This window comes from Mucilaginibacter sp. dw_454 (assembly GCF_018449775.1).
Taxonomy (GTDB): Bacteria; Bacteroidota; Bacteroidia; order Sphingobacteriales; family Sphingobacteriaceae; genus Mucilaginibacter.
Map to the genome: position 1 here is coordinate 264669 of NZ_JAAVVB010000004.1, position 23216 is coordinate 287884.

The following is a 23216-nucleotide window of genomic DNA, read 5'->3' on the forward strand; positions in this document are numbered from 1 at the left end:
CCAGAAGCAGCAAACTCTTATGAAAAATGAAAAAACCTATGTGCTTATTCCGGGCGGATGGCACGGTGGCTGGGTTTATGACCCGATAACTGAAAACCTGGAACGGCTAGGAAAAAAATGTGTCTCATTAACTTTACCGGGCCTTGAAACACAATCCGGGATACCAAACAGGATTATAAATTTAGATACGCATATCCAGTTCGTCATAGATGTCTTCTTAAAAGAAAACCTCACTGATGTGATCTTATGTGGCCATAGCTATGCCGGACTGGTTATCACAGGTGTTGCAGATAAAATTCCGGAAAGGATACATGCACTTGTTTACATTGATGCCTACATTCCCAAAGATGGTGATTCTTGCTGGAGTTTGACGAGTGAAGTATACCGGCAACGTTTTGTAGCCGGGGCCGGCAACGATGGTTTCACCGTCGCAGACCGGCCCGGGTTAGACAATCGAAGAAGACCGCATCCACTGGCAACATTCATGCAAAGCTTAAACTTGAATGGAAATTATAAACGAATTCTTAACCGTACATTTATTTATCTCAGTGGTTGGGAACAGTCTCCCTTTGTCAAACAATATGAGAACTTAAAAAATTCTCCTGATTGGCATGTCGAAACAATACATTGCGGGCACAATGTGATGAAAGAACGTCCGGATAAATTGGTTGATATTTTATACAGACTGGAAGATAAATATAGTCAGACCTAAAAAACGACTGCTTACAATAAGACATCGCGAAAATCGAAATCAGCTTTTTAATTTTGGTGGCAGGCAAAATTTCTAGATCTCCTTTACTTTTTCACCTAACGTGATTATTTCTTCATTTCACCTTATTAAACACAAATAAATCCTTAAAAACCCATTGATCATTTTCTTTGCTGGCGCGAGCTATGGCAAACTGAGTGGGAGAACGTTTTTCATAAAGGATGCGTAAATCGCCGGCTGTGCTTTGAAATATTGCGCGGTCCTTGCTGGCTTCTACAAAAACGTAGCGGTTTGGGCTATCTTTTTCTTCCAGGCCTATCAGGCCCGGTTTAAAATGCTTTACCAGGGATACCAGGCCCTGGTCGGTTTGCTCGTAGGCTAACATTTCGTACAAATCGGCTTTATCGCCGTTCATCATGCGCATGAAGCCCAGCATATTGTTACCGTTGGTGCCCAGCCAAACAGCCTCTATGCCGCGCCCGTCGTCTGCTTTCGCTTTCCAGTGGCCCTCAATAAAGCTAATGTCGGCAAATGAGCCGTTTTTAATGGGAGCCTGAGCAAAAATGGTAGCAGGCAACAAAGCACCCACAAATAGAAGGGTAAAGTAAATGGCTTTCATAACGTTGGTATAATTCAGGAACTTAAAGATATGGATTTTGCAAGTTATCTGGATGTTTTTGTAAATTAGTAATCCAACTATTTTGACAAGTGACAACGCATAACAAAATAAACCTAAGACAGACTTTAGCGACAGATTTAAACTCGCTTTTTCAATTTCAATTGGATAAAGAGGGCCAATATCTGGCAGCTTTTATGCCTGAAAACTGTGATGATGAAGAAGCCTACCTCGCTAAGCATACCAGGTTCTTAAAAGATCCTACTATAACTTCAAGAACCATATTGGTTGACAATGCGATTGCCGGCAGCATAGCAAAGTTTGTGATGTACGGTGATGCAGAAATTACTTATTGGATAGACAAGAAATTCTGGGGACAAGGAGTCGCATCGGCGGCCTTAACAGCGTTTTTGGACATTGAAACTACCAGACCATTATTCGGCCGGGTAGCTTTTGACAATTATGGTTCGCAAAGGGTTTTAGAAAAATACGGGTTCATAAAAATCGGCACCGATAAAGGTTTCGCCACTGCAAGGCAGGCAGAAATAGAGGAATTTATTTACCGGCTTGACTAAGCCTTAATCAATCCCAGATACCATTCTGCGCCGTGAATATCACCGGTTCGCCGCCGGTTACCATAATGGTGTGTTCGTGCTGCGCAACAAAACCACCTTTGTTACCGCTTAGTGTCCAGCCATCGGCCTGTGTTTCGGCAATTGTCGAGCGTGTTGAAATGAATGTCTCTATCGCTACCACCGAATTCTTTTTGAAACGCGTGGTGTTAAATCTGTCGCTGTAATTGGCTATCTCATGTGGCTCTTCGTGCAGGCTGCGGCCAACGCCATGTCCGGTCAGGTTTTTTATCACCGTATAGCCTGCTTTTTTGGCCTCTGTCTCAATCAATCTGCCTATCTCTGAGATCCTGACACCGCCTTTAATGTTGCTGATCGCCTTCCTCAAAATCTCTTTCGATGCTTCTACCAGTTTGCCATGGCCATGGATATCGTCGCCTAATACAAACGAGCCGCCATTGTCGGCCCAATATCCGTTTAATTCTGCCGATACGTCGATATTTACCAGGTCGCCTTCTTTCAGAATTTTATCTGCCGATGGTATCCCATGCGCAGCTTCTTCATTAATACTGATACAAGTATAACCGGGGAAATCATAGGTTAATTTAGGCGCAGAATGCGCACCCATTTGTACCAGCAATTCGCCGCCATACTCGTCAAGTTCTTTGGTTGAGATGCCGGGTTTGGCAAATTCACGCATCTTTTTAAGCGTAATGGCAACAGCGTCGCTGGCTTGCTGCATTCCAATTCTTTCGTCTTCGGTGGTTATAGACATGGTATCATTTTTAACGCTGCAAAATTAACGATTAATACCTGGGGCATCGTTTCTTAAACGTCAGTTTTTCAAAACTGCCGCGTCCATCGTCCATTTCAAAAAAATTTAACGGCAGGTGTAGCGAAAACTCCAGACCACTCGTTTCATGATTAAAACGGGCTGGCCAGCCATATTTATCATTAAAAATGAAAAACATGAAACATTTAAAACCATGGCAGGTGATTTTATCTGCCGCTACGATTTTATTAATGGCAGCGGGATGCTCAAAAAATGATAACGGGCCGGTGCCGGCGGTATCTGCAGTGTCTATTATCGGAGCCTCTGCCGACGCGCCGGGCTTAATTGTTTACCTGGATCAAAACCGGGTTAATGGCGATTCGCTGCACTTTAGCGACCATACCGGTTATGTTAACGCCTATTCAGGCAGCCGGCAAGTGACTGCCTACGCCGGGCAAATCAAAAAGCTTTCGGGTACCATAGCTTTGGATCAGGGTAAATTTTACTCGCTATTTCTTGCCGGAAAATTTCAAAGTGCCGAATTTGTTTTATTACAAGACAGTTTAGTTAATCCCGGTACAGGTAAGGCAAATATCCGTTTCGTTAATATGAGCGTGGATGCACCTTCGCTTGATCTTGGCTTGGCTGACGGCAGCACATTAGTGAGCGGCCGTACTTACAAACAAAATAGCGCTTACATTACGGTTAATGGCGGCCAATCTTATCATTTTGTAATCAGAGAACATGGTGCAACTGCGGTAAAAGTAGACATGCCGGCAGGCACGCTTAATTCAGGTCACAGTTATACCATCTGGGCAAAAGGCCTTTACACCGCTACCGGCTCAAACGTACTAGGGGGCGCTGTTATTGAAAATTATTAATCTGCGTAATGCTTACATACCTTATTAATGCTTTGGGTAAAGCGGCGGCGATTTATCCCACTCGGCAAAATTAATTAAAACGGCAGTTTGATTTATCTTTGCACTGCTTCTAAAAACACGTGGGAAAACAGGAACTAAAAATACATCAACTGATTGAAGAGTGCGTTCGGGGTAACCGTAAATACGAGGAGTTGTTATACAAATCGTATTACGGTTACCTGGCGGGCGTGGCTTTTCGCTATGTCAGCGGGCGCGACGAGATCCGCCAGCTTGTTAATGCATCGTTCCTGCGTATTTTTAAAAAGTTAGACCGTTTTCGTTTTGACGGACAGCCGGCCGAACTGGAGAAAGCCTTTAAAGGCTGGATTGGTAAAATCACCGCCAATATCGCGATTGATCATCTCCGCAGTCAGAAGAAATTATATTATGTAGATGATATGAGCGAGGAGCAGCTAGGCGATTTGACTATTGAAATCTCTGACCGGTTGGCTTATCAGGAAGTGATTGCACTGCTGGATACTTTGCCGCCGCTCCAAAGAATTATTTTCAATTTATATGAAATAGAAGGATTCAATCACGAAGAGATTGCCCAAAAACTGCAGTTTCCGGCTTCTACCAGCCGGGTATATCTTACCCGTGCAAAAATCAGGCTGATGGCCAATTATCAACAAATGATGAAAGTTAGCTATGAAAAATAAAGATTTTTTTGGCCAGATTAAAGAAACGCTTGCCGATAGGCACCAGCCGTACGATGAGGGCGCATGGGAGGAGTTTTGCCGGGAGCGTAAGCGTACAGACGACCTTATTGTTTTATGGCGCTATGCCGGCATAGCGGCAGTTTTCTTGTTAATGTTGGGATGCTTATGGTTTTCAGACCATGTAGCCAAGCAAACCAAACCCAACTATGTAAAGCGCATACCAGCGGATAAAACGCTTAATCATGGTGCTGCAACTCCACCTGCTGTTGCTGATCCTGACACGGAAAGCCGCCAGGCTATAGCTGTTAATAGCAACAACCATCAGTCTGTTGGGGGTTATGTTGGTCGTAAGGATGTACCGAGGGGCAAGTCTTTGCTTACGCCTAAAAATGAAATCGCAACAAACGTTGGAACAACGCCTTCACCAACAAATAGTTTAGCATTGGGTAACCGCAACAACGGCGGAAATAATTTTGCGACAGACAGCAGCCAGCTTAATAAAAAACAGGCAGACAAACCTGTATTAGCAGATATGCCGATAAAAAAAATCCCTGCAAACAGTCATCCTTTATATGACAGCCTGGTGAAGCGTCCGACGGAAAGTATTAAAAAGTCCGGAACCAGCCTGCTTTATGCTGTGGCCGTGCACCCGGCAGTAGGGAATAAAAAAATGAGTATTGGTGCAGGGCTGGAGGTTGCCTATCCATTCAATGAGCATCTGTCGCTTGGCAGCGGCCTAAGCTTCGCGTCGCTCCATGCAGAAACAACGCCGGGCAGCGAAAGCGGCCTGAAACAACTGCAAAGCAGTGACCTGGACGTGACGGGTATCGAGATTCCGTTAACCTTAAGCTACCGGGTAAAAAATGGATTTTACTTAAATGCGGGGGTATCTGCCATAGCCGTGCTGAGCAATCAATTATCAAATAATTACCTGGTACAGAACACTCAAACCGTCCCGCAATTTACCAGCGCTGGTATAGTTCAACAAACGCTGCAAGTGGTGAATATTAAAAGCACAGAACAAAGCACTGAACAATTGTCCCGTTATTTAGGGTTTTATACATTCACAATAGGAAAGAAACAATCTGTGGGTAAAAACCTGATCGACTTTGGGCCATTTCTCAAAGTCCCTTTTAACCCGGTATCTTCGCAGAATGTCCGCTTTACTCAAGGTGGCTTTAGGTTAAGCTTTGGTTTTTAGATCGGTATTCTTAAGCTCAACAGCCTTACATTGATTTCTTTTACGCACATTAAGTTGAAGTCTTTAGTCGCAAGCCTGAAGACTTTTTTGTTGGATTTGATTTTGTATTGTATCTTCAATGCGACTGAGTATCAACACTCAAGCTGTTTTCTGTTTAAGTAAACTGCTTAACCACGGGTACTTTTAATTAAATTATATGATAGTTGCCCATTGTTTATCAGTATTCTCATTTCTTATCAATTTTTTGGAGGCTTAACAAATGGACGATAGTACTAAAAGCGAAAAACCGAAAGGTGTTATTGGCCCCAAAGTGACACGCAGAAAATCAAAAGCAAAAATCAATTCACCCGATGAAAACCTTACGCCAACACCTCAGATAATCAGTTCTGTAAACGAAAACGGCGAAATACACAACGAGGTTGATTCAAATTCTGAAATAAAACAACCGCCCACCCAAACCATGGAAGTACATCATCATCCCGATCTTCACCACAAAAAGAAGCACCTTAGAGAATATTTTTTAGAGTTTCTGATGATATTCCTGGCGGTAACATTGGGCTTTTTTGCGGAGAGTTTAAGGGAGCATATATCCGAAAAGTCGAAAGAAAAGGAGTACATGTCGGCATTAGCTGCCGAGTTGAAGAATGATACACTTCATTACAACGTGGCGTTAAAAGAAACGCTCAAACTCAGGCCATATCTGGATTCTTTATTTACAGCCGCACATTATCCTGAACAATACAATTATTTATTTTCCGGCAAATGGAATACTCCTATCAATGAAATTGTGGTGGCTTATACGCCAGAACTTGCCATTATTCAACAATTAAAAACCTCAGGAAATTTAAGACTGATTGGCAACAAGAGTATAGCCGAAAAAACTATACAGTACGAAACCTTTGTTGAGGGCGAATACAAACAGGATGTTTTTTATGTATATGCTGCTGCTAATAATGTATTTGCGTTGGAAGACCAGATGTGTGATGAAACCGATTTTAATAAGGTGGTTAACAGAAATCTGCTGGCCGATATATCGAACGATTCATTGGGTAGTACCGGCACGTATGACATGCGGTTAATTGTTAAAGACCCGGTAATGCGTAACCGGCTTGCCAATGCAGCTGTAAATTATAATGCGCGAAATTGGGGATACGTAACTATCCTTAATAAAGCAAAAAACCAAGCCACCGCACTGCTGCAATTAATTAACGATGAATATAATTTAAAAAATGAGTGAGCGAAGCGTTTACTCCGGAAACAGGCAATTAAAGCTTCAGATCATTTATTTCGTAACAACTAAGGGTAAAGGTTAATCAAAGTGTCTTATTGCCGGATAATAGTTTACCTATGATAATAAGATTACGAATATTCTTTTTTTGCCTTTCCTTCATCATTCTTTCTACCCGAGTTAGTGCTCAAAATTACCTGACGGGGCAAGTAACCATTGGCCGCATTGAACATCAGCGCATTGGCGCCGTGCTAAAAAAGATCTCTAATAATGCACAGTTTACCTTTGCTTATAATAATCAAACTATTCCTGCGGATAGCCTTATTTCCATAACGGCTTTTAACGGTACCATCTATTCGTTTTTGTCCTATACGCTGGGTCCCGATTATGAATTTAAAGAAGTGCCCGGCTACATCGTATTGCGCCATGCACCCAACAAAATGGTATTAAATGCCGCGGTAGATCAGGTAAAGGATCAGGAAGTAACTATTCGGGGCCAGGTGATTAATGCCGCAGGTTTGCGCCCGCTCAGGCAAGTAAGCATTTATGAGAAAGATCAGCTGGTTTCTACATTAACAGACGATCAGGGCAGGTTTGAATTATCGCTCAAAAATCAAAACGGCCCCATTTTATTAACTGCTAGTAAAGAAAATTATCGGGACACCAGCCTATATTTTTTGCAGGAAGTAAAAGTCAACTCCAAAAAGAAAAAAAGATATTATAAATATTACCCCGACCAGGCAGTTAACAAATTGGGCCGGGGCTTTGCCAGGTTTTTTATCGGCTCGAAACAACAGATCCAAAGCATGAACCTGGGTGGCTTTTTTGCATTTAGCCCGTACCAGGTATCGCTAACGCCGGGTTTAAGCTCGCATGGCATGTACAGTGGCCAGGTGGTTGATCATTTCTCGCTAAACGTGCTGGGCGGCTATACTGCAGGTGTGCAGGGCACTGAAGTGGCAGGCCTGTTTAATGTTAATCGCTGGGATGTTAGCTCTTTTCAGGCAGCAGGACTATTTAACCTTGTTGGTGGCAATATGCATGGTGTCCAGGTGGGCGGTGTATATAACCAGGTCATTGGCCAGGCCAAAGGTTTCCATGTAGCTGGTTTGTATAATCAGATATCAGGTAAAGTTAGCGGTTTCCAGGTGGCTGGTCTGGCCAATTCGACAGGAGATGTTAATGGGCTGCAGGTCGCTGGATTACTCAACGTCGCAAAAAAAGTAAAAGGTGTGCAGCTGGCCGGTCTTTTTAACGTTGCCGATAGTAGTGATTACCCGGTAGCCTTGATCAATTTCATCAAAAACGGGCGCAAAAGCCTGTCTGTTAGTTATGACGAAACACAGTATATCCATGTTGACTATCGTTCAGGCGGCAGGGTGCTTTATAGCTTAATTGGTGCCGGTTATAACCCCGGTGAACCCAACCGGTGTGCTTTTGATATTGGGTTTGGCGCGCATCTGATCAATCAACATCAATTTACATTGGATGGAGAATATGCTTATGCAGCCCTGGCCGATTTCAAAAAAGATCCCGACCAAATTAGTTCGTTCAGGTTGTTGGCCGGTTTAAAGTTGAGCAAGCGAATACAGTTGTTCGCCGGCCCCGAAATTAGTACTGCTTCTTATCCGGCCAGCAATCCCTTAGATCTTCACGGCTGGCCGGTGCATACATTTATCGGCAAAACCGATATCAATAATGTATACGCCGGCGTAACCGGGGGCTTGCAACTTACCTGGTAAGTATGATTTGGGTACCCTTATTTATCCGGTGAATTTCTGGTGTGGTAAGCAACAGGACTTGCAATACTTTATCCAGCGATTCTCTTTTATAAGTACCGGTGATAGGTAGCTCAGCCAAATCGCTTCCTTTTAATTGGATATTACTTCCATAAGCTTCATTCAAAACCTTTACCAGGCGACCGAGCGGTGTATGATCAGCCACAAACTCATCGGTACGATAATATTGGTATAACAGATCAGGATTAGTTTCAGATTTTAAAGTATCATTTCCGGGTTGTGCCAGCACCATCTCCTTTTCCTTTAATATCACAGCATTTGTTTTCTTACTCACCCTTACTATTCCACTCTCTACAATAACTTCTATTGTGCCGGCCTCAGATTTTACGTTAAATGCCGTGCCGATATCTGTAATGGTAATATCACCGGTATGCACTACAAAAGGCTTATCTGTGTTATGCACTACCTTAAAAAAAGCCTCGCCTTTAAGGCGGACAGTCCGTCCTGAATAACTGATGCCGGAATGTTTATTTAAGCGGATAATCGAGCCATCAGGCAAGGTATCGCTTACCGCCTTTTCATAGGCCGTTAAGGTAGACCATTGATTAGGTTGCGTATGCAGGTAAAACCAGGCAGCCCATGAACCAGCAGCTATTATGAGTACAGCCGCGGCAGCCTGCAGCCACCGGAAAGATGGGTTTAACTTTCTAACAGGCACAGATTCCGCATTAGCTCTCCTGACTTTGAAACTTTCCCAAGCCTCCTCTTCCGTCAGCGGACTAACTTTAGCCAATTCTCTGCTCTTATTTAACAGGAACAGGGTTTGTTCAAACCGTTTAATAGGAGCATCGCCGCCTTCCAGCCAGGTTTCAACCTGCCTGCGTTCGTGAGCGTCCGCTTCGTCCAGAATATACCTGATCAACAGATCTTCTTTGATATCCTCTTTCATTTTTTTAACAGGTTAAGTAATAACAAAACCATTGCGGGTAAAAATTCAGCCATTTCTTTTCTTAGTATTTTTAGCGCCTTTACCATATGCGTTTCTACCGTTTTGATTGATATATTAAGCTGATCTGCTATTTGTTGATACTTCAGTTCTTCAAACCTGCTTAGATGAAATACAGCTCGGCATTTTTCAGGCAACTTGTTTAATGCGTTTGCCAGGTGCTTTTCTACCTCGCGCAGTTTTAAATTTTCGGCAGCGTCGCCGGTATTATTTTCCATAGCTGGCTTAGTTAGCGTTTGGTAACGTAAATGAACTTTTTCACGCCGTATTAAATTAAGGCTCTCATGGTACACCGATTTATACAAATACGACTTGACAGAGGTGTGTATAGCGGCCCAGTCGTTTCGCTCCCACAACTTCAAGAAAAGGTTTTGCACCAACTCTTCGGCATTATCCCAGTCGTTCACTAACGAGTAGGCGTATGCATGCAATTCTCTGAAGTGCGCCTTAAATAAAGCCTCAAATTCCGTCTCGGTAATGGATGAACTCCCTATTTGCATTGGCCAAATATAATTATAATCGGAAGGCGATGCCTGCATCATAACCGATGTAAAATCCGCGAAAATCATAATCTTTTCTGCCACCCCACGATGATATATAATGTTTTTGCCGCATTATGTCTTCATTCGAGTTGCTTTGCACAAAAGCAAATGACGGCCCGGCAAATAAGTCGACATTTTTGCCCAATTTTATAGATGGCAGCACCGCAAACGCTGCTTTGTAATAATCCGACCCCTTAAAGTTTAATAAAGCCGTATTGGTGAGTTCGGCGTTTAAACGGAATGGTTCCAGGTTAAGCAAATGCACGCCAAAGCCTGCTTCATAAGCATATTCATTCTTTATATCGGCCAAATTATAGCCCATGCCAATAATGCCGTAGATCAATTTACCACCCGAGCGCAGACTCAACAATGCTGTACGATTTTCATCGACAACAAAACCCAAACTAACCTCACCATTTTTAGATAGGTTGACCAGGCCTATCTGGCAATCTGCCGTATCGGCGATATTAATAAAACCTGCAATTTGGGTACCATGTACAGTTTTAGCTTTATTAAAAAATCCACCGATTTGGGTGCCGTGCACATTGTCGGCTTTGTTGCCAAATCCGCTTACCTGCACACCGTTAACAGCTTTGGCAACATTAGTAAACCCCGCTAGCTGAAATCCCGATGCATTACCGCCAACATTGATAAAACCAGCTATTTGCGTAGCGCTGCTGTTTTTGACAAAGTTACCGAAACCCGCAAGCTCAAACCCATGCCCAATGCCAGATGTATTCATAAATCCTGCTATCAATACACCATCGGCATTGTTGCGTACAAAATTGCCGAAGCCTGCCAATGCAAAGCCTGTCTCACCGGCTGACAAACCTGCTATCGCGTTTAGCGAAAATGAATTAGTGTATTTTGAAGCGACTGCCCCATTGCTGCTTAACGGCGGCACCAAGCCAATATTTATTCTTCTTTCTGTCGATTGCTGAGCAAAAGCGCTAATGCCCATGCTTAGGGTAGCTGTTAAAATTAAGATGTGCCTTTTCATGCTTTTTGAATTAATTAAAGCTAAGACACACTAACCAGCGGCTACCCTGACTGTAATTTAAAGATTTTTTAAAAAGACCTTTATTACCTGCTATCTTTAAAAATGCAGCATCAAGAATTTGCACCTCCTGACGAGTTAGGCGATACCATCAAATGTTTTTGGCATAACGTAAGAGATCCGGACGGAACGGAATCGAGTTTTGAGGTACAACCCGATGGTTATGCCGAAATTATCTTTTACTTCGGCAATACCCTTCATATTTCTGGCGACGACGGTTTGCAGCCATTACCCTCGCCGTTTATGATGGGGTTGCTTAATCAGCCGGCCAGGTTCCATACAGATCGCCGTTTGGAAATTATTGCGATCCGCTGCTTTCCATGGACAGTATTCGATCTGCTCGGGCTGAAATCCGGCAAAGATGGCGTGCGGATCTTTGAACATCCTATCGCGCGGCTTCAACCCACATTAGATAAATTAGTCAAAGCCGGCGCGATAGCCGAAGCGCTGGATCAATTAAAACAATATTTTCTAAATGTACGGTCGCACGTCGCTATGGATAGTCTGTTGTTTAAGGCAGGCGTCGCAATGAATAAAACCAAAGGCACCCTACCGGTTGGGCAAGTGGCAGAAGCCGCTCACGCCACGGTGCGTACACTGGAAAGGAAGTTCAAGCAATCTTCGGGCTATACCGTTAAAGACGTGTCTGGCCTGATGCGTTTTGAGCAGGTACGTAATCAATTGTGGCATTCGCCGGATATCAATCTTGCCGCCATGGCGCATGAGTTTGGGTATACAGATCAATCGCACTTAAGCCGGGAATTTAAGCGATACAGCGGTACTACCCCGGCAGCTTTCGCCCGTAACGCCCGAAAAGGCAAGCTAGTCGTCGGCGACCATTTTGTCGCATTTGTACAATCCTAAGGTATAAGCTTTACGGACCTTTGTGTATCAAATCATAAACGATGAAAACTACACAAAATCATAATACATACGATGTAATTATAGCAGGCGCAGGGCCAGTGGGCCTATTCCTGGCTTGCGAACTGGCCCTGGCCAAATGCTCTGTCCTCATCCTGGAAAAGACTGCCGATCCACATTCATCATTAAAGAAATTACCTTTCGGCATCCGGGGGCTGTCCGCCCCTACCATTGAAGCACTTGACCGCCGCAATTTGCTGCAAGAACTTGAAGTGCATAAACGCGTTAAAAATCCGCATCAAAAGGCCGAGCAAGGTGGCCGTAGGCAAATTGGGCATTTTGCCGGTATTCCATTTCGCGAGGGTAATGTTGATGCATCGCAATGGAAATACCGCCTGCCGAGTTCGACCGAACCCAGTTTGATTTCTGAAATGGCGGAGCTTGAAATTATTTTTGCCCACCGTGCAGAGGCGTTGGGCGTAGAGATTAAGCGCGGATTTGCAATCAACAATTTTCAGCAGACAGAGAATCTGGTAACCATCCAATCCGCCGATCAATCTTTCGAGGCCAAATGGTTGGTAGGGTGCGACGGGGCACGCAGTATAGTCCGTAAGCTAGGCGGCTTTGAATTTGCCGGTACCGAACCCGAATTTACTGGCTACACTACTCAAATTGATATTGCCGACCCGGAAAAATTGGGTCAAGGTCGTATTGTAACTTCCAAAGGCATGTACATGCAATCGCAGCCGGGGTATGTAGTGATCCAGGATTTTGACGGTGGGGCCTTCCACGGTTCAGATAAACCCATTACAATTGAGCACGTGCAAGAGGTATTGCGCCGTGTCTCTGGTACTGATGTTACCATAAATACCTTGCATATTACTACCACCTGGACAGATCGGGCAAGGCAAGCCACAACCTACCGCAACGGACGGGTACTTTTAGCCGGCGATGCCGCACATATCCATGCACCATTAGGCGGACAGGGACTTAACCTTGGATTAGGCGACGCCATGAACCTGGGTTGGAAACTCGCCGCAACCATCCATCAAAAAGCGCCAAAAGATTTACTGGACACCTATTATACCGAGCGATATCCCGTTGGTGAACAAGTATTGAACTGGTCGCGTGCGCAGGTTGGCATTATGGGGCCAAAGCCAGAGTCCCGCGCACTGCATGCTATCATCAGCGATTTGATGGAAACAAGTGACGGTGCTTCCTATTTTGCCGCACGGGTTTGGGGCATTAATACTAAATATGACCTGGGGAGTGATCATCCTTTGGTGGGCCGAAGCACACCTAATTTTGAGTTGGAAGATGTTAAAACTATTGCTGATCTGATGCATAATGGCAAAGGCATATTGCTTGATTTTACTGCCGATGATGCCATCCAATCTTTAGCAAATCAATATCTTAATCAAATCAAATATATTTCAGGGCCAGCGAGAGAACAATTAGGTTTAAGCGCTGTGTTAATCCGCCCTGATGGAATTGTTGCCTGGGCTGCTGACAATGAGCTGGACCTCGTTGAACTGCAACAGGCGGTACAAAAGTGGTTTGTTTCATAACTTATGGCCCGTAAAACAAAGTAAAATCGGCCTTTAAAACAAAGTAGCGGCTAATGATATGGGGTAATTTTGTAATGTCAAATAAAACAAATCTACTATGTCATTACAATCATTCAGAACATTAGGAAAATCAGGATTAAAAGTTAGTCCGCTGTGTTTAGGGGCAATGACCTTTGGCGAGGACTGGGGCTGGGGCGCCAATGTGGACGATACCACCAGGATGATCAACACCTACCTGGAAAAAGGCGGCAACTTCATCGATACTGCCAACATTTATACCAATAATCATTCAGAAAAAATTATTGGCGATGTTGTTGGTGCAAATTCATCGGTACGTACACAAACGGTAATTGCCACTAAGTTTGCCAACAATGTCTTCCCGGGCAATCCAAATACGGGCGGTACCGGTAATCGCTCGTTAATGACTAATCTGGAACATTCACTGCGCAGGCTAAAGACGGATTATATCGATTTATACTGGATTCATTCCTGGGATTTTTCTACCCCGATGGAAGAAACCATGCGCTCGTTGGATAACGCTGTTAAAAGCGGCAAAATACGCTACATCGGTGTGAGCGATGCCCCGGCCTGGAAAGTAGCACAGGCGCAAACTGCCGCCTGGTTTAAAGACTGGACACAGTTCATCGGTTTACAAATTGAATACTCGTTGTTACAGCGTACTGTAGAGGATGAGTTGGTGCCAATGGCGTTGGAGCTGGGTTTGGGCATTACACCATGGTCACCTTTAAAGGGAGGACTGCTGTCCGGCAAATACAACCGTGCCAATCAGGGAAAAGCAGATGGCCGTTTTGCCACCCGAAATGGGGGTGCGGATTTGACCGAAAAACAATGGGCCGTTATTGACGAACTGGACCGCATAGCTAAGATCCATGAAACTACACCTGCAGCAATAGCGCTGTCATGGGTGAACAATAAACCAGGCGTTACATCTACCATTATCGGCGTGCGCACTGTAGAACAGTTAAACGCTAATATTGCCGCTACAGATATTCATTTGTCGGCCGAAGAAACGGCTTCGCTTGACAAAGTATCGGTACCCCCGGCTACTTTCCTTCAGGAGTATAAAGACATGATCCCGATGCTGCAGCATGGTGATATCGAGATCAACGGCTTTAAACCGGCGGCAATACCAATGTTAGCTGATATGCAGCCCGGTAAGTATTGATTTTATCCCGTAATTTTGCAGAGTGATTAGCCATAACATACAAGCCGTTTCAAAGGCCAGTATTTTTTTGACCTGTACCGAGGGGAAGTATCACAGCGATCAATTCATCGTACAGAAAAATACGCTGATCAGAATGCTGTCGGGCGAGATGCGCATCATCTTGCCCGACAGGACCCTGTCGGTTGGCGCCGGCGATACAATTTTCTTCCCTCGACTTGAACTGGCTAAGGTTATGAAGCTCCCGAAAGATGGAAAGCCCTATAGTTCGGCGGCGGTATATTTTACGCCCGAATCTGTACAGCATTATTTTGCCAGGCATCATCTGAAACCATTCCCGGAAAATCAAAAACCGGGCATCAGTTTGTTTGATCCTCACCCTTTGCTGGATAGCTTGTTCAATTCACTACTGCCTTACTTCGAGCTGAAAAATGAACTGCCCGAAACCATTGCAGAAAACAAAGTGGATGAGGCTATATCCATCCTCAAAGAAATTAATGAGGATTTGTTTTATAGCCTGGGTAATTTTGAGGAGCCTGGCAAGATCAACCTAACCGAATTTATGGAGCGCAACTACATGTTCAACATGCCTATGGATAAATTTGGATACCTCACCGGCCGCAGCCTCACCACCTTTAAACGCGATTTTAAGAAAGCCTTTTACACCACGCCCCAAAAGTGGCTCACCCAAAAGCGCCTGGAACTGGCACATTACCAACTGGCCGAAAAGAAACGTAAAGCGGCAGATATTTACCTGGAAGTAGGTTTTGAAAACCTATCGCATTTTTCTTATGCGTTTAAGAAACGGTTTGGGTATCCGCCCTCGGTGTTGCCTGATCGAAAAGCGATATAGTCAACCGACTAATAACTAAACAAAAAAGCCATTCAATTGAGTGGCTTTTTTGTTTCTAAATGTCATCGCAAAGAATCTCAAGCCTTATCCTTATGCACAAAGTTATTAGCACCCATAATGCTGATAGCCGCAATGCCGGCAAAGAATATTAGCATAGATAAACAGTTATCAGCATTAACTTTACCGACGCGGAAAAGCAGGTAGCCCACTACCAAATTGAACAAGGCCCATAATACGTTCACCATTGGCGAAGACAGCCCCTTGCCCGGCGGTTTGGCAAAAGGTGTTGGGAAAGCGTCGCCGGCTATACCCTTAATAAAATGCGGAACAAAGTTGGCCAGGAACATGCCAGCCCAAAAGCCGCTGAAGTAATGATACCATTGCATAATATTAGTTTAAATGTTTATGAATTATTTCCAGTCGTCTACGTTAAGCACATCCGCCTGGCGCACAAATATCTTGGTTGTTAATACGCGGTGAACCTCTTCGTCGCCATCGGCGCAGCAATCTGCCAATACAGTCAAGCCGTAATCTTTATCAGCCGCTTCGCGGATAGTAGAAAGCACCACGCCACTGGTAGCAATCCCGGTTAAAACTAAATTTTTGATGCCTTTGGCTCTTAGTACAACCTCCAAATCGCTGCCGGTAAATGCGCTAACGCGACGCTTTATTACCGTGATTTCATCTTGATTGGGTGCTACAGTCGGGTGTATTTTAATAAACTCCTGCATATCAGCATTGGCAAAGAGTGCTTTGCTTGCGCCGAATGTTTTATTGTCATCGCTTATCTCCGGCGTGCCCTGGCGAAAACCAACTACCACGTAAATTACGGGCACATTGTTTTCGCGGGCCTTTGCAATGGCTTTAACATTGTTGTTAATTAAAGCCTCTGACGAAGGTAGCATGCCAAGGATAGCAGTTTGCATATCCATGACTAAAAGAGCGGTGTTTTGTTGCATAGTAAAAGTGTTGTATGTTTCTAAATAGATTTCTATATCCCGGGCCTGTTTAGGCCGATTGTTCTTGAATAATGTCTTCAGTTATTTCCCGGTTTGTGATAGTGTTTTTAGGTTTAGTCAGCAAAAACCTGATAAAAACTATCGCTATGACCAGGCCAATTATACCCTGGCACAGCACCGTAGTTGGCGCACCAATACGCTGTGAAACGGCGCCAACCAACAAACTACCCAAAGGCATCATCCCAAAAATCGCCATCAAAACAATGCTGATTGCGCGGCCCCGCATTTCGGCAGACGACCTGGATTGAACCGTAATATTGCTGATAGTAAACTGCGCCATAGCGCCAAAACCCGCAAGGGCAACAAAGATCATTGCTACAGGGAAAATCCTGATCTGTGAAAAACCGATAAGCCCTATACCACCAATAATAGAAGTGATAAACAAGATCTTTTTCAAATTTGAACCGGCCTTTCGTGAAGCCAGGAAAATAGTACCTGTTACAGCACCCACACCTACACAGCTGTTGATATAACCAAACGTAGAGGCGTTACCCTTGAAAATAACTTTAGCAAATATGGGGATGACGGTATTGTATGGCAACACCAGCAAACTAACCAGGGCCAGCATTACCACCATCAGCCCGATTTCTGGCGTTTGTTTTAAATAGATAAAGCCCTCTGCAAATTCCTGCATGATCTTTTTTTCTTTTATTTTAGGGATATAGGCAGGCAGGGTCATCAAAATCAGCGAGATCATTACCGCACCAAAACTTGCTGCATTGATCAGGAAACAAACCCCTGCACCAAAGGCATTCAGCACAATACCCGACAGTGCCGGACCAAGCAATTGGGCAAGGTTGGCCGTTGCAGTGGTCAGCGCCAGGGCATTAGGCAGGTCTTCTTTATCGGTAACTACCTCATTTACTAAGGCTTGCCTAACCGGCACATCGAAGGCGTTTATAATACCCAGTATGATACTTAATAAAATAATTACCCATATAATTACATGGCCGCTGATAACCAGCGCCGCTAATATTACCGCCTGAATCATAGAAGATATCTGCGTAATTTTGAGCACTTTATAGCGGTCATACCGATCTGCAGCCACGCCGCCAAATACCGAGAACAGGAACGAAGGGAAGGTCTCGGCAAAGATGGTAAGGCCCAATAAAAACGGCGAATGGGTGATAGAATAAACTACCCAAACCACCGCGGTACGCTGCATCCAGGTGCCAAATTGCGACACCGCCCTGCCCACAAAGTACAACGAATAGTTTTTACTCCTAAAAGCTCTAAAAAGGTTATAATTACTTAGTTTTTTCATTGAATTTGACAGAAAATTAAAAACGTCGAAAATTTTTCAAAAAAAATTACTTCAAAATCCAACTACTAATGATGTCCGACAACATACTAAGCGCTTCTTTCATATCGTGCGGATCGTTTTTATAGTGGATCTCGTTGCGCAAACCGCGGACGCTACTTGACAGAATAAACCCCAGCATATCCTGCTCTGTTGCGGTAATGGGGCGAATCTCATTCTTGCCAATGCTCTCTGATAAAATCTCTTTGATAATCAGTCCCTCTTTGTAGACTAGTTTACTGTGCAACGCTTCCATGATCTTGGTGTGCTTGGTTTGCTCTTCGGCATTCATGGAATCCCACATTGCTTTAAAAACATAGCGCCACCTGCCTGAAGTAGTGATCTTGGCCGAACAAAACGCATGGATCTTTTCGTGGATAGTACCGGCATTATTCACATCGCGCTTGATCTCTGCTATCACATCATCAACAATCGTATCCAGTACTGCCCGGAAAATCTCTTCCCGGTTTTTGTAGTAATAATAAAGCGAGGTGCGGCTGCGGCCGGTAGCATTGGCAACCTCGTCCATAGTTACTTTGGCCGGACCATGTTTGCGATAAAGGTTTATTGCAGCCCGCAGGATCTCTTCCTGGATCTTATCATCCGCTTTTACTGTCTTAATCACAAAGCAAAGGTATAAATTATTTGACAAAAATAAAAAAGTGTCAAATTTATTTTTTTGAATTGATGCAAATCTAACCTAAAAAAAGGCGAGTTTATTTCACCCTTTTAACGCAGTATAATTCACTAAAAAGCAGTTTAAAACAATTAAAAGCAGTTATTTCTTTTAAATCAGCTTAATGAAAGTTTATAATTTCACCACCTCACCGGTTTTTACCGATTCGTCGCAGGCGAAGGCTATCCGCAAACTATTGATCGCGTCCTCGGTCGGGTGACTCAAGTCGAGATCCTCTTTAATCGCCTTCAGGAAGAAGCGTTGCTCGCGGTTACACAATTCCTGGTGGTCTGGCTCATCGTGCATATCTATATATTCATCGGGTTTGGTAAACTCGTCGTCTGCATCAATGTCGGCATGGTGTACTTTGATCGATTCGGTTTTGGTATGCGAATCTATTGTATCAGACTGCCCAATTTTGGAAGCTTCTTTAGCAACGATCGATACCGCACCTTTCGGCCCGAATACGTCCTTAATAAAAAATGCCGTCTCGCTCACCATCGGCCCCCAGCCGGCTTCGTACCAGCCTATCGAGCCATCTTCAAACCTGATCTGCAACTGACCATAGTTATAGTTCCAATCAGGAATCTCGTCAGTAAGTCTTGCGCCAATGGCGTTTACCTGTACAGGTTTTGAGCGCGTCATCTGGCACATTACATCAATATAGTGTACGGCGCAATCCACAATCGGGCTCAGGCTCTTCATCAGGTTGCGGTGCACGGTCCACATATAACCATGGCTCTGTTGATTCAAATTCATCCGCATCACTAACGGCTTGCCCATTTGCTGTGCAACTTCAATGAACTTTTCCCAAGAAGGATGGTATCTTAAGATATAACCAACCACCAATTTCTTTCCGGCCTTTTTTGCCGCCTCAGCTACGCGGACGGCACCCTCAACCGTATCGGCCAATGGCTTTTCTATGAACACGTGACAGCCATTTTCAAAAGCCTTGATAGCAAATTCTTCGTGCGTGTCCGGGTAGGTTGAAATACAAACCGCATCGGGTTTAGTGGCTGCCAGCGCTTCGTCGTAATCTGTATATAAGGCATAGCCACCGCCCAATTTTTCATTCAGCACCACTTTGCTGTTGCCCGTTGATACGAGACCGCAAATTTCAAATCCATCCAGGTTATGGTAGGCAGTGGCGTGCGAGGCACCCATATTACCGCAGCCTACTACTAATACTTTTATATTTTCAGACATATATAACCACCCCCTCTATCCCGATAGCTATCGGGACTCCCCCGGTAAGGGAGAATTTTGTTTTTGTTATTTATTATTGAATTTTTATTAAAAGCCCTTCCGCCTGTTGGCGGAGAGGGTTGGGTCGGGTCTACTTCAAATCCTTCACCCTGATATTTCTAAAATACACCACGTCACCATGACCTAAAAAGCCAATGTGCCCGCTGTCGCGTTGCAGGCCGGGGTGCGGTTTGCCGTCGGCGGCGCCGTTTTTTCGGGCGTCGGTAATATCGGCATCATTGATCAGCGTGCCATTTAGAATCACTTTAATCTTCGGACCTTTTACAATTACCTCTTCATAGTTCCACTCGCCCACAGGTTTCAGGAAACCGCGTTTGGCGGGAATAGTGCCATAAACCGAGCCATGATATTGATACACATGCAAATCTTTATACTGCGGCGCTTCATTATCCAATATCTGCAATTCCATTCCCGTGTAAGCCGCATCGCCTTCTAAAGGTGCGCGGATGCCCAAACCATTGTTAGCGCCCGGCGTCAGCTTAAATTCAAATCTAAACACAAAATCGCTATACTCCTCTTTGGTATACAAATTACCGCCGTTGACTTTACCTGGTCTGGGGTGGATCACGATATCGCCATCCTCGGTAGTATAATCAACGGTATTGCCAATCCAGTTAAACATATTGGTTCCGTCGAATAATACTTTAAAGCCGTCTTTCTTTTCTTCATCACTCAGCTCAAACGGCTTCACTTGCGGCAGTTCTTTAACGTACAGATCGCGATAAGCAACCGGCGAGCCATGAGCCTGCAGCTCAATTTGTTCTATCGGGAAGATCGGCTGTTTGCGGTCCCAGTAATTTTCCAATATCACGTTATCGGTAACCAACTGGCCATTCAGATAAACCGTTACGCGGTCGCCTTTCATAATGATGTGGAAAGTGTTCCATTCGTCCAGTTTATTATCGGCAACTTTAAGCGGCTTGCTTTCGTTAACCTGGTTGTTATATAAACCACCCGAGCCTACCTGTGCACCGGCATTGTGCCGGGTGGTATCCCAGATCTGCACCTGCGGCGACCCACGCAGATAAATGCCCGCATCACCCTCTCCTTTATGATCGTTAATAATCTTCCAGTCCACATACATTTCAAAGTCGCCGTACTTCTTAACCGTACACAGGTTTTGAAATCCTTTGCCTTCAAATAGCAACTCACCATTCACCACTTTCCAATCGTTTTTAGCTTCGCCGTCGGCTTTGGCCTGCGCAGTGGCCAGGGTACTGGCATCCATGGCGGCGCGTTTTATCGGATTTTCAACCAATCCTTTCCAGCCGGTCAGGTCGGTACCGTTAAACATCGATACAAAGCCTTCACCCGGTTTCATAGCGGCTAGGTATTTGTTAACGTTATCTCTTTGTCGATTGCTCACCCAGGGAGCCGCTTTGGTTAGGAAACCTTTGATCATGTCGCCATCGTATTCGCCGGCTAAAGCAACCTTTACCAACGTGGTAGACGCTTGCTCTTTCAAATCGGCATCATCCAGGTATTTAGCGGCAAAGATGATGGTATTAAAACATTTGGCATCGACAGCGTTGGCTAAGATCTGTTTCTTTTGGTCGACGGTTTGCGCGGCGGTCATGGCCTCGCGCAGCAATAATAAGCGTTGCTCTGCCGGTACATCAGCCTGTTGACTCACCTGGTTTAAATAGCCGGTTATAGCCAGGTTAAGCAACTCCGCATCTTTCTCCTGGTGCGCTATTTTATTGAGTGGGCGAATAGCACCGCTATTGGCCCAGACAGCCAGTGCACCAAGCACCGCTTTCTTAGTATTAGCATCGCCAGAATTATAAGCTTCTGTCACTATTTTCAATGACTTATCGCCACCCAAATTTGCTAATATTTTATAATAGGCAGACTTGCTATTTTTCGGAGCCGATGACATCTGCTGCAAAACCGAATCAGTTTCCTGCGCTTTGTTATCGGCACGGATAGTTACCGCAATGATAGCATCCTGTACGGCAGCTTGCTCATCCCCGCTTGTTTCGTTGAGTAACGTAAACAGCTGCGATAAATTTTGTGAGGCTGATACACTTCTTAATGCAGAAAATGCAGCCGATTTAGTATGCGCGTTACTACTTTTCAACTGTACAAAAACCGCGTTAAACTGGCCATTAGCGGCACGGGTATCCAAGATCCCAATCAAGGCAACCTGAACGGTTTGTTTCGCAGATGGAATTGCAGCTGCAACTTGTTGCGTAACCGTTGAACCTTTCATATGGCTGATGACTTCGACAATGTTATCGATATCATCAGAGCTGCTGGTGTTCATCAGTTTAATCAATGAACCAAGCACCTGCTCCTGCCCAATATTTACCGAGGCTTTAATGGCTGCCAGTTTTACATCAGGGCTTTTGCTTTGATATAGAGCAAGTATAGCAGGCAATGCCGCTTTATTAGCGGTTTGACCCAGCATGTATAAAATATCCACTTTCACCGCATCGTTAACTATAGCTAACTTCTTTGTCCAAAGCGACACGGTTGCCGCATTAACATAAGGCAAGGCAAATCTTAAAGCTGCCGCGCGATATTCGGCATTGGCGTCAGTTGCGGCGGTTAGCAATAACGCTTGTTTATTGGAGCCTGCTTCTAACAAGATTTTCATGGCGTTGATGCGCACATTCACCAGGTCGTTTGCTTTGGCTTTAGTTAATAAACTAGTCGCATTTTTTTGGGCGATGAGTTTGTTGCCGTTTCTCAACAATTGTTCCGTATAGATCAGGTATAATTTAGTGGCATTGGTGCTTTCGTATTTATAACCACTTTTTGCTGCCGCGGATGCCAGCACCATTTCTGATGACGGATCGCCAATTTGCGAGAGCGTGTAGTAACAAACTTTAGCCAGCACTGCATCGCCGGTCACCGCCAGTTTATTAATAGCCGGAGCAGCTGCCTTATAACGCAAATTACCCAACGCTTCTATAACCGAAAGCTTCACGCCGTCGTTTGCCTTGGGTAATGCCGTTAACAAAGCAGCTTTTGATGCAGGCGAATTTATTTTAACCAAAGCCCTGCAAGCCGCGTCTGCCAGTTCAGCGGCAGCATCTGATGCCTCGGTATTACTCAGGTATCCGGCTAAACAAGCAACAGCATCATCACGGCCAACCAAATCAAACTGACTAATGATAAATTGTTTACTCTGCTCGTCCATTAATTTAGGCAGGGCCTTGATGTAAGCGGCAACGCTCATCTTGCGTAAGTTCTCATTACCGGTTTGTGCAGCATAGGCAGTAAAGCCGCTCACCGTATATTGTATAGCTGCATTAGTTGGTGTGCCGGGTGCTTTAAGGCCGCTGATCAGGTCTACGTAACCATCCTCGCCCAGATCAATTACATTGGCCAGATCCTTTTTAAGTGTGGCAGCATTATCAGCCGGCATAGCGGCCAATACCGTTGCTGCCTTTTTATCCTGTGCCCAAACGGTGGTTTGCAGCGCGGTTACTATGAATAGAATGTATATTTTTTTCATATTTAC

Annotated in this window: 22 protein-coding genes; 11 read left to right on the top strand and 11 right to left on the bottom strand. The window is 44.6% G+C overall.

Annotated elements, in window-relative coordinates; genetic code table 11:
* Positions 1-19: 19 nt before the first annotated feature.
* A complete protein-coding gene (locus HB679_RS14565; protein WP_214072731.1) occupies positions 20-712 on the top strand; it encodes an alpha/beta fold hydrolase in 693 nt (230 codons plus the stop codon).
* A 112-nt stretch (positions 713-824) separates the two neighbouring features.
* On the opposite strand, the gene HB679_RS14570 is transcribed toward HB679_RS14565, so the two are convergent.
* Positions 825-1328, bottom strand: coding sequence for a DUF6265 family protein (locus HB679_RS14570; RefSeq protein ID WP_214072732.1), 504 nt, complete (start codon positions 1326-1328; stop codon positions 825-827).
* Positions 1329-1417: 89 nt separating this feature from the next.
* Between HB679_RS14570 and HB679_RS14575 the strand changes: the two genes are divergently transcribed.
* A complete protein-coding gene (locus HB679_RS14575; RefSeq protein WP_214072733.1) occupies positions 1418-1900 on the top strand; it encodes a GNAT family N-acetyltransferase in 483 nt (160 codons plus the stop codon).
* 7 nt (positions 1901-1907) lie between these two features.
* On the opposite strand, the gene map is transcribed toward HB679_RS14575, so the two are convergent.
* Complete coding sequence (map, locus tag HB679_RS14580) at positions 1908-2672, bottom strand: type I methionyl aminopeptidase (RefSeq protein WP_214072734.1); 765 nt, start codon at positions 2670-2672, stop codon at positions 1908-1910.
* A 194-nt stretch (positions 2673-2866) separates the two neighbouring features.
* Between map and HB679_RS14585 the strand changes: the two genes are divergently transcribed.
* The 5 genes from HB679_RS14585 (at position 2867) to HB679_RS14605 (ending at position 8419) form a co-directional block, all read left to right on the top strand.
* Positions 2867-3550, top strand: a complete 684-nt coding sequence (locus HB679_RS14585) for a DUF4397 domain-containing protein (protein ID WP_214072735.1) — start codon at positions 2867-2869, stop codon at positions 3548-3550.
* 119 nt (positions 3551-3669) lie between these two features.
* The gene (locus tag HB679_RS14590) at positions 3670-4248 is read left to right on the top strand and encodes an RNA polymerase sigma factor (RefSeq protein WP_214072736.1); all 579 of its coding nucleotides are present in this window, start codon (positions 3670-3672) and stop codon (positions 4246-4248) included.
* Complete coding sequence (locus HB679_RS14595) at positions 4238-5449, top strand: outer membrane beta-barrel protein (protein WP_214072737.1); 1212 nt, start codon at positions 4238-4240, stop codon at positions 5447-5449. Before HB679_RS14590 ends, HB679_RS14595 begins: the two co-directional genes overlap by 11 nt.
* A 259-nt stretch (positions 5450-5708) precedes the next feature.
* Positions 5709-6686, top strand: a complete 978-nt coding sequence (locus HB679_RS14600; RefSeq protein WP_214072738.1) for a hypothetical protein — start codon at positions 5709-5711, stop codon at positions 6684-6686.
* 110 nt (positions 6687-6796) lie between these two features.
* Positions 6797-8419: a hypothetical protein gene (locus HB679_RS14605; protein ID WP_214072739.1), complete on the top strand. Its 1623-nt coding sequence runs from the start codon at positions 6797-6799 to the stop codon at positions 8417-8419.
* On the opposite strand, the gene HB679_RS14610 is transcribed toward HB679_RS14605, so the two are convergent.
* Genes HB679_RS14610 through HB679_RS14620 form a run of 3 tightly spaced genes read right to left on the bottom strand, consistent with a single transcriptional unit; the run spans position 8409 to position 10964 of the window.
* Positions 8409-9365, bottom strand: a complete 957-nt coding sequence (locus HB679_RS14610) for a FecR domain-containing protein (RefSeq protein WP_214072740.1) — start codon at positions 9363-9365, stop codon at positions 8409-8411. The genes HB679_RS14605 and HB679_RS14610 overlap by 11 nt on opposite strands.
* Positions 9362-9922: an RNA polymerase sigma-70 factor gene (locus tag HB679_RS14615; RefSeq protein ID WP_214072741.1), complete on the bottom strand. Its 561-nt coding sequence runs from the start codon at positions 9920-9922 to the stop codon at positions 9362-9364. The genes HB679_RS14610 and HB679_RS14615 overlap by 4 nt, the downstream gene beginning before the upstream one ends.
* 13 nt (positions 9923-9935) lie before the next feature.
* Complete coding sequence (locus tag HB679_RS14620) at positions 9936-10964, bottom strand: hypothetical protein (RefSeq protein WP_214072742.1); 1029 nt, start codon at positions 10962-10964, stop codon at positions 9936-9938.
* A 102-nt stretch (positions 10965-11066) separates the two neighbouring features.
* On the opposite strand from HB679_RS14620, the gene HB679_RS14625 reads away from it, so the two are divergent.
* From HB679_RS14625 to HB679_RS20730, 4 genes are all read left to right on the top strand, one after another.
* Entirely contained in the window at positions 11067-11885 is an 819-nt protein-coding gene (locus tag HB679_RS14625) for a helix-turn-helix domain-containing protein (protein WP_214072743.1), read from the top strand.
* Between the two features lie 41 nt (positions 11886-11926).
* Positions 11927-13450: an FAD-dependent monooxygenase gene (locus HB679_RS14630; protein ID WP_214072744.1), complete on the top strand. Its 1524-nt coding sequence runs from the start codon at positions 11927-11929 to the stop codon at positions 13448-13450.
* 97 nt (positions 13451-13547) lie between these two features.
* Complete coding sequence (locus HB679_RS14635; RefSeq protein ID WP_214072745.1) at positions 13548-14636, top strand: aldo/keto reductase; 1089 nt, start codon at positions 13548-13550, stop codon at positions 14634-14636.
* A 22-nt stretch (positions 14637-14658) separates the two neighbouring features.
* Positions 14659-15486: an AraC family transcriptional regulator gene (locus HB679_RS20730; protein ID WP_214072746.1), complete on the top strand. Its 828-nt coding sequence runs from the start codon at positions 14659-14661 to the stop codon at positions 15484-15486.
* 77 nt (positions 15487-15563) lie between these two features.
* Here the strand turns inward: HB679_RS20730 and HB679_RS14645 are convergent, their stop codons facing one another.
* The 6 genes from HB679_RS14645 to HB679_RS14670 form a co-directional block, all read right to left on the bottom strand.
* A complete protein-coding gene (locus tag HB679_RS14645) occupies positions 15564-15872 on the bottom strand; it encodes a hypothetical protein (RefSeq protein WP_214072747.1) in 309 nt (102 codons plus the stop codon).
* 24 nt (positions 15873-15896) lie between these two features.
* Entirely contained in the window at positions 15897-16445 is a 549-nt protein-coding gene (locus HB679_RS14650) for an isochorismatase family cysteine hydrolase (protein ID WP_214072748.1), read from the bottom strand.
* A gap of 49 nt (positions 16446-16494) precedes the next feature.
* Positions 16495-17769 (bottom strand): MFS transporter, encoded by a 1275-nt coding sequence (locus HB679_RS14655; protein WP_255547617.1) that lies wholly within the window; start codon positions 17767-17769, stop codon positions 16495-16497.
* A 46-nt stretch (positions 17770-17815) separates the two neighbouring features.
* A complete protein-coding gene (locus HB679_RS14660; RefSeq protein ID WP_214072749.1) occupies positions 17816-18430 on the bottom strand; it encodes a TetR/AcrR family transcriptional regulator in 615 nt (204 codons plus the stop codon).
* Positions 18431-18613: 183 nt separating this feature from the next.
* On the bottom strand, positions 18614-19687 hold the full coding sequence (locus tag HB679_RS14665) for a Gfo/Idh/MocA family oxidoreductase (protein WP_214072750.1): 1074 nt from the start codon (positions 19685-19687) through the stop codon (positions 18614-18616).
* 130 nt (positions 19688-19817) lie between these two features.
* Positions 19818-23210 carry a family 16 glycoside hydrolase gene (locus HB679_RS14670; protein ID WP_214072751.1) on the bottom strand — a complete coding sequence of 1131 codons (3393 nt, stop codon included), beginning with the start codon at positions 23208-23210 and terminating at the stop codon, positions 19818-19820.
* Between the last annotated feature and the right edge of the window lie 6 nt (positions 23211-23216).